Source organism: Antarctobacter sp. (assembly GCF_048262615.1).
Lineage (GTDB): Bacteria > Pseudomonadota > Alphaproteobacteria > Rhodobacterales > Rhodobacteraceae > Antarctobacter.
Genome location: NZ_JBLXFB010000057.1, coordinates 1 through 6,543, shown reverse-complemented (window position 1 = coordinate 6,543; position 6,543 = coordinate 1). Strand labels below are relative to the sequence as shown.

At 67.0% G+C, this 6,543-nt stretch carries 6 protein-coding genes and 4 pseudogenes; 3 read left to right on the top strand and 7 right to left on the bottom strand.

Annotated features, from left to right (window positions below):
• Together ACN0S5_RS23885 and ACN0S5_RS23880 are read right to left on the bottom strand one after the other, a co-directional pair.
• A pseudogene (locus tag ACN0S5_RS23885) lies at positions 1 to 592 on the bottom strand (carboxyl transferase domain-containing protein); the annotation flags it as partial.
• A gap of 228 nt (positions 593 to 820) precedes the next feature.
• The gene (locus tag ACN0S5_RS23880) at positions 821 to 979 is read right to left on the bottom strand and encodes an AMP-binding enzyme (RefSeq protein ID WP_417211739.1); all 159 of its coding nucleotides are present in this window, start codon (positions 977 to 979) and stop codon (positions 821 to 823) included.
• A gap of 21 nt (positions 980 to 1,000) precedes the next feature.
• On the opposite strand from ACN0S5_RS23880, the gene ACN0S5_RS23875 reads away from it, so the two are divergent.
• Complete coding sequence (locus tag ACN0S5_RS23875) at positions 1,001 to 1,285, top strand: hypothetical protein (RefSeq protein WP_417211738.1); 285 nt, start codon at positions 1,001 to 1,003, stop codon at positions 1,283 to 1,285.
• Positions 1,286 to 1,634: 349 nt separating this feature from the next.
• On the opposite strand, the gene ACN0S5_RS23870 is transcribed toward ACN0S5_RS23875, so the two are convergent.
• The 3 genes and pseudogenes from ACN0S5_RS23870 to ACN0S5_RS23860 form a co-directional block, all read right to left on the bottom strand.
• Entirely contained in the window at positions 1,635 to 1,805 is a 171-nt protein-coding gene (locus ACN0S5_RS23870) for a hypothetical protein (protein ID WP_417211737.1), read from the bottom strand.
• Positions 1,806 to 2,511: 706 nt separating this feature from the next.
• A complete protein-coding gene (locus ACN0S5_RS23865) occupies positions 2,512 to 2,856 on the bottom strand; it encodes a hypothetical protein (RefSeq protein WP_417211740.1) in 345 nt (114 codons plus the stop codon).
• Positions 2,857 to 3,124: 268 nt separating this feature from the next.
• A pseudogene (locus tag ACN0S5_RS23860) lies at positions 3,125 to 4,215 on the bottom strand (acyl-CoA dehydrogenase family protein); the annotation flags it as partial.
• Positions 4,216 to 4,429: 214 nt separating this feature from the next.
• Between ACN0S5_RS23860 and ACN0S5_RS23855 the strand changes: the two are divergent.
• Together ACN0S5_RS23855 and ACN0S5_RS23850 are read left to right on the top strand one after the other, a co-directional pair.
• Positions 4,430 to 4,675, top strand: coding sequence for a pyridoxamine 5'-phosphate oxidase family protein (locus ACN0S5_RS23855; RefSeq protein WP_417211736.1), 246 nt, complete (start codon positions 4,430 to 4,432; stop codon positions 4,673 to 4,675).
• A gap of 277 nt (positions 4,676 to 4,952) precedes the next feature.
• Positions 4,953 to 5,126, top strand: coding sequence for a hypothetical protein (locus ACN0S5_RS23850; RefSeq protein ID WP_417211735.1), 174 nt, complete (start codon positions 4,953 to 4,955; stop codon positions 5,124 to 5,126).
• A gap of 272 nt (positions 5,127 to 5,398) precedes the next feature.
• Here ACN0S5_RS23850 and ACN0S5_RS23845 read toward each other — a convergent pair.
• Together ACN0S5_RS23845 and fabG are read right to left on the bottom strand one after the other, a co-directional pair.
• Positions 5,399 to 5,630: pseudogene (locus ACN0S5_RS23845) on the bottom strand (acyl carrier protein).
• Positions 5,631 to 5,809: 179 nt separating this feature from the next.
• Positions 5,810 to 6,536, bottom strand: a pseudogene (gene fabG, locus ACN0S5_RS23840) (3-oxoacyl-[acyl-carrier-protein] reductase); the annotation flags it as partial.
• Between the last annotated feature and the right edge of the window lie 7 nt (positions 6,537 to 6,543).

The window sequence follows — 6,543 nt, the reverse complement described above, 5'->3', positions numbered from 1 at the left end:
CCGACATGGCCGGCACATAGGCCCCGCCCGCCGTACAGGATCCCATGACAACGGCGATCTGCGCGATGCCCTTGGCGCTCATCCGCGCCTGATTGTAGAAGATGCGGCCAAAGTGGTCGCGGTCCGGAAAGACCTCATCCTGATTGGGCAGGTTCGCGCCGCCAGAGTCCACGAGGTAGATGCAGGGCAGCCGGTTTTCCTCGGCAATCTCCTGCGCGCGCAGGTGCTTCTTGACGGTCATCGGGTAGTAGGTGCCGCCCTTCACCGTGGCGTCATTGCAGACCACCATGACCTGCCGCCCCTTGACCAGACCGATCCCGGCAATCGCCCCTGCGCAGGGGGCTGCACCGCCATACATGCCATGCGCCGCCGTGGCGCCGATCTCGAAAACGGCGAGCCGGGATCGAGCAGGTTCGCCACCCGCTCGCGCGGCGGCATCTTGCCACGTGACGGGTGCCGGTCGCGCGCCTTCGCGCCCCCGCCCTCGGCCGCAAGCTCCGCCGCCTCCGCACGACGCGCAGGGCTTCGAGATGCCCCTCGCGATTGCGTTGAAAGGCTTCGGGCCGGGCAGTGCCCTCGACATCAGTTTCATCGGATTTCCTCCACGCGGACGACTTCGGGAAGAGCATGGCCGCCGGCCTCCACGGGACCATCGGCGGTACGCCGGTTTCGCCCTTTGCGGGCGGGGATCGGCGGTCCCCAGGCTCGGGCGCAGGGCGCCGCATCGGCACCCCCGCCCGGTGGTTCACGGCTCCCGGCATTCCGGTGCCTCCTCTGCGCTTGCCTTTCAGCTCCTTGCGGATCACCTTGCCGGTCACGGTCATCGGCAACGCATCCAGAGGCGGATTTCCCTGGGACATGAATAGGTTGCGAGACGTTCCCTGACCCATGCGCGAAGCTCGTCGGCGGCAACGTCGGCCCCCAGTTGCGCACCGTAGGCCTTGACGATCTCGGTGCGCAGCAGGTCGGGCTTGCCCACCACGCCGCAGTGGCGACGCGGATGGGTCAGCAGGCAATCCTCGATCTCGGCCGGGCCGATGCGGTAGCCGCGCTGGTGATGACGTCATCCTCGCGTCCGACAAAGCGCAGTTCTTCGCCCTCGAAGTCCCGCGATCCCCGTCACCAGCCAATCGCCCCGGAACTGCCGCCGTCTCGGCAGGTTGTTCAATATTCCAGCATCATGGAAGCCGAACCTCGCCTTACGGCCACGTCGCCCTCGGCCTCGGTCCTGCGGCCCTCGGCGTCGATCACCGCGACCTCGTGCCCCGGCACCGACCGGCGATGAAGCCGGGGCGCGGCAGGTAAACGCGGCGCAGGAACTGGCGACCATGTTGCATTCGGTCTGCCCATGGAATTCGTTGATGAGCCGAACGCCTCGCGCCCCCAGGCCAGCATTTCGGCCCCAGCGGCTCTCCGCCCGGGCGACGGGCGCAGCCCCGGCAGCGCCGCGCCCTCGGCCTTGAGCATCCGCAGGGCGGTGGGCGGAAGAAGACGTTGCGCACGCCGTTGTCGCGGCAGATGTCGAGACATTTCCCGACCGAATTTCCGCATCCGCGCGGCGACCACCGGCGCCGATCGCGAGCCCCGGCATCGCCCGTCGAACAGCCCGCCGATCCAGGCCCAGTCCGCCGGCGTCAGAGCACGTCGCCCGCCTGCCCAGCAGATCGTGGCTGATCTCGACCCCCGGCAGGTGGCCAGTCAGAACCGGTGCCGTGCAGCGCGCCCTTCGGTTTGCCGGTCGTGCCGGTATAGATGATGATGGCCGGATCGTCGGGACCGGTGTCGCGCAGGGCATCGGACGGCACCCAGGCAGGTCCGTCACCACGTCCAGATCGAAGGAGACGAGCATCTCCGCGCCCTCGTCGTCGGTCACCACCACCCGCGCGCCGCTGTCGTCGAGGTGGTGCGCAGAATCCTCGCGGAACAGCTTGAACAGAGGGACCGAAATCGCCCCCATCCGCCAGCGAGCCAAGCGCCACCGCGCAGGCCAGGGATTGCGAGGCAGCACCCCGACCCGGTCGCCGCGGGTCACTCCCGCACCTCCAGCGCCGCCTGCCGGCGCGACAGCGCCAGCGCGCCGAAGCTCACCGCGTCGCCGCCATGCTCCAGGATCGCCACGCGCTCCGGCTCCCGCGCAGCCCACTCGTCGCAGACCTGGCGCCCTGTTGAGCCGCGCGGGCAATGCACGGTCGAACGCCTCCGCATCCGCGCTGGTCCTGTCCTGAAGATCGGTCTCATGTTTCGGGCCTCCCACCCCTGTCGCGGGCGGTGATCACTTCACCTGTCGACGCTGTAGACCACCCGGCCGACGCGCCGTCGCGGGCGACCACCAGAATCCGCCCGTCGCCGGGACGGCCGAACAAAGGCCCGGCGCGCCGTCTCCTCCTCGTAGGTGCGGGCGACCGCCGCGGTCAGTTCCGACGGCCCGAGCGCCGCCTCCTGCCCCGCCGGAAGGCGTCACCACCGCAAGGGCCAGCAGCGCGAGCACCAGAAGCGCCCGGCCTCCGGGCATCACGCCGGCCATGCATGCCCCGCCCTCCGGCCCGGCGCGCGCAGCTGCTCCGGTCGCCAGCCGCACCCGGCCGCGTGCGTCACGCGCGGCGCGGTGGCTTCAGCGGTAGAGGTCGAAGAAGAAATCACCGCCTTCTTCGCGGTCAGATCGCGCTGGCATTCACGCCCCAGATGACCCGGATCGAGCCGCCCCGGCCTCTTCGTAGCGGCGCGCGCATTCCGTCGCGATCCTTGTCCACTTGCGCTGCGAGGCAGCAGCCAGTTCCACTGCCGTTCTTCTGCGCCCGCGCCTTCATCGGCGCCCCAGGCATTGAGCAGCTCGTCCCAGGCGCGCTGTTCGCGCATCAGGCATTCCGCGATGCCGGTGATGGTGGTCGATCGTTGCAGGCAATCTGCCGAGCAGGCCTGGCGTGCGGGCCTTGGGGCCAGGATTGGTGGGGCGCTCGCGTCGCGGTCGCGCGGGCGGCCGAGGCCCCAGGGCAAGCAGGGTGAAAGAGGCGGACAACAGGGTTTTCTGGAACACTCCATAGCAACGCGACAGGCGATCGAATGCCCCCAGCCTAGCAAAAATCGTCCCGCTGCCAGTCCATCGCTCAGCCCATCGCCGCGACGCTCGCGCCCCCAGCATCCGCCGGATTTCCAGGTGCCGCCCCGATCTCATCAGCTTGGCATCGCGGAACAGCCGCGCGACCGGCGCATCGGCAAGAAAGCCCGCACCGCCCATCGCCTGCACCGCCTGATGCGCCTGCCATCGCCTGTTCCGAGGCATAGAGGCAGCAGGCCGCCGCATCCTGCCGGGTCACGTCGCCCCGGTCGCGGGCCCAGCACCTGTAGACATAGGCGCGGGCGGAATTCATCGCGGTGTATGTCGGCGATCTTGCCCTGCATGAGCTGGAACGACCCGATGGGCTGGCCGAACTTTGCGTTCGGCCGTAGAACGTGATCGTCCAGGCAGGCGGCCATGATGCCGGTGCCGATCCCGGCGGCACCACGCGTTCGTAGTCGGGCCCGACATCAGCACGCGCACGCCCTTCCTCCTCCCCGAGGACGTTCTCGAAGGGCACTTCCACGTCCTCGAATCAGCTCGGCGGTGTTCGATCCGCGCATCCGAGCTTGTCGAAATGCTTCAGTGCTGAAACCCGTCATGGATTTTCGATCAGGAAGGCGGTGATGCCTTCGATCCGGCCTCAGGATCGGTCTTGGCGTAGACCACCAGCGTGTCGGCGTCCGGCCGTTGGTGATCGGTACTTGTTGCCGTTCAGCACGTAGCGGTCATTGCGCTTTTCGGCCCGCAATTTCATGCCACCACGTCGGAACCGGCCCCGGCTCGGACATCGCCAGCGCGCCGACGTGTTCGCCGAGATCAGCCCGGCAGGTACTTGCGCCGCTGCGCGTCGGTGCCGTTCAGCGATCTGGTTCACGCGAGGTTGGAATGCGCCCGGGACAATGAAACCGAGGCCAGGCGCGCTGCGATCTCCTCCACCGCGTGACATGGGCGAGATAGCGCACGCGCCGCCGTATTCCTCGGGCACGGTGATTCCCAGCAGGCCAAGTTCGCCCATCTCGCCAGAGTGCTGCGGGAAAGACATTGTCGCGGTCGACCTCGTCGGCAAGCGGGCAGACCTGATCCTGCGCCCAGCGGTACCATGTCGCGCAGGCGTTCACGTCTTCGCCCAGATCGAATGTCATTGCTGCGGTGAACATTCGCGCCCTCCCCGGCGTTTATTGAACGTTTGTTCAAATATAGGCCGGATCGCCCGCCGTCAGAGCCCGTCAGAGCAAGGAACAGCACCGGGTCATTCGGCGTTTCCCTCGACGAAAGAGACAAAGGAGAACCCGCCAAGGATCTGAAACACGCCTTCTGGAAGCAGCTTGCCGATGTGCGGGCCGGCCTTCTGGCCGCCGACGGAAGCGCCCGGTGAATGTCCCCGACCCGGACGAGAGCCGCCATCTGGTTCATCACCGCCAAGGGCACGGCGGCGGATCGCGCCGCGTCCGGCGGCAGCGGACCTCGTTCCACGTTGCCGATTCGAAGGCGCATCTTTATGCCAACGTCTTCGGCACGCTCACGTTGGTGAACGACGGCGAAACTGGACGGATCTGGAACGCCGTCGCCGCCGCCTGGTTCGAGGACGGGCGCAAGGACAGCTCGATCAGTTGGTGAAATTCACACACGAGGCCGAGGTCTGGTCGGTGACGGCGGGGCAAGCTTCTCTACGAGATCGCCAGCGAATATCCGGGTGACGCCCGATATCGGGGATCATGGTCGGGTCATCTTCTGCCCGGATTCCCGACAACGCCAGCGCCCTCGAAAGGACGACCCCTGAAAACCCTCGCCTCGCCGCCGCGTCTGCCTGGTTCTCATGTCGGTGCGGCAGACGGCGAAGTCAGGGTGGACTGGGTCGCAATGACATCTGATCGAGGCCGTCGCCGATCCGAAGGTGCAGGGCGTGACCTGCCGTCGCCTATTCGACCGGGCCTGTGGACATTCCAAGAACAACGGTTCGAGGATCCTCGACGCCTCCATCGCCTGCCGGCAGACGGGCCGATCACCGTCAGCGACATCGACCGCAGCGAGGATGGCGGGGCGTGTTCCGCACTCGCGCTCGATGTAAATCGCTGCGGGTGAAGCGGATCTTCGACGAAGACGAACCGGACGCTGATCCACCTCGTGCACGCGGCGGAGCTGACGGACGGATCGGCCAAGCTGGCGATCTCGACAGTGCGCTCTACAGCCCGGCGCGAACTGGCCGATGACGGGACGGCAGGCGGGGCGATGTGCCGGGCACAGGCCGTATGCCGTCCGCTGAACAGCGGCGGAACAAACGAAAACGGCGCCCGAGGGCGCCGTTTCGACTATCGTACCCGTGAGACCGGACCGGAGGCCTCAGGAGGCTTCCTTGATGAACTTGACCGCGTCGCCGAAGGTCTGGATCGTCTCGGCGCGTCGTCCGGATCTCGATGCCGAACTCTTCTTCGAACGCCATCACCAGTTCCACGGTGTCGAGGCTGTCGGCACCCAGATCGTCGATGAACGACGCGCTTTCGGTGACCTTGTCCTCTTCGACGCCCAGATGCTCGACGACGATCTTGCGCACACGATCAGGAATATCGCTCATGTCTTGTCTCACATGTCTCCGGGCCGGATACCTGCCCATCTGCCCGCCCGCTTGGGGTGGATGCCGGTCAGCCCACCTGTCAAGCGGACCCGACCGAGATATACACCACGGGGTTCCTTGCGCCTATCACACGCGCACGTGATGGCAAATGCTTTCCGCCCCTGCCTTTCACCCCGCTCAAGCATCGCCATGCCGCCGTTGACGTGCAGCGTGGCGCCCGTCACGTAGGCAGCTTCGCTACTCGAAGGCCAGAGAACGGCGGCCGCGATCTCTTCCGGCATTGCGTCCGGGGATCTGCGTCAGGATCGCGCTTTTCTGATCGTCGGTCAGTTTGTCCGTCATCGCGGTTTCGATAAACCCGGGCGCAACCGCGTTCACGGTGATGCCGCGGCTGGCGACCTCATAGGCCAGCGATTTGGACATGCCGATCATGCCGGCCTTGGCGGCGGCATAGTTGCCCTGCCCCGGATTGCCGGTGGCGCCGACGACCGAAGAGATGTTCACGATGCGGCCCCAGCGGGATTTCATCATGCCGCGCAGCACGCCCTTGCACAGGCGGAAGGTGGAGGTGAGGTTGACCTCCAGCACGCTGGCCCATTCATCCTCTGACATGCGCATGAAGAGGTTGTCGCGGGTGATCCCGGCGTTGTTCACGAGGATGTCGACGCTGCCCATCGCCTCTGCCGCCTGTTTCGGCAAGGCATTGACGGCCTCGGCGTCGCTGAGGTTGCAGGGCAGGACATGGGCGCGGTCGCCCAGTTCGGCGGCCAGCGCCTCGAGCGGTTCCAAGCGGGTGCCCGACAGGGCCACGGTGGCGCCCGCGCCGTGCAGCGCCTTGGCGATGGCGCCGCCGATGCCGCCCGAGGCGCCGGTGATCAATGCGTTTTTTCCGGTCAGGTCGAACATGGCTAAT

Coding starts and splice junctions, on each gene's coding strand:
- ACN0S5_RS23865 (WP_417211740.1), bottom strand. CDS start 2,856: ATGCGCGAACAGCGCGCCTGGGACGAGCTGCTCAATGCCTGGGGCGCC.
- ACN0S5_RS23875 (WP_417211738.1), top strand. CDS start 1,001: ATGGGTCAGCAGGCAATCCTCGATCTCGGCCGGGCCGATGCGGTAGCC.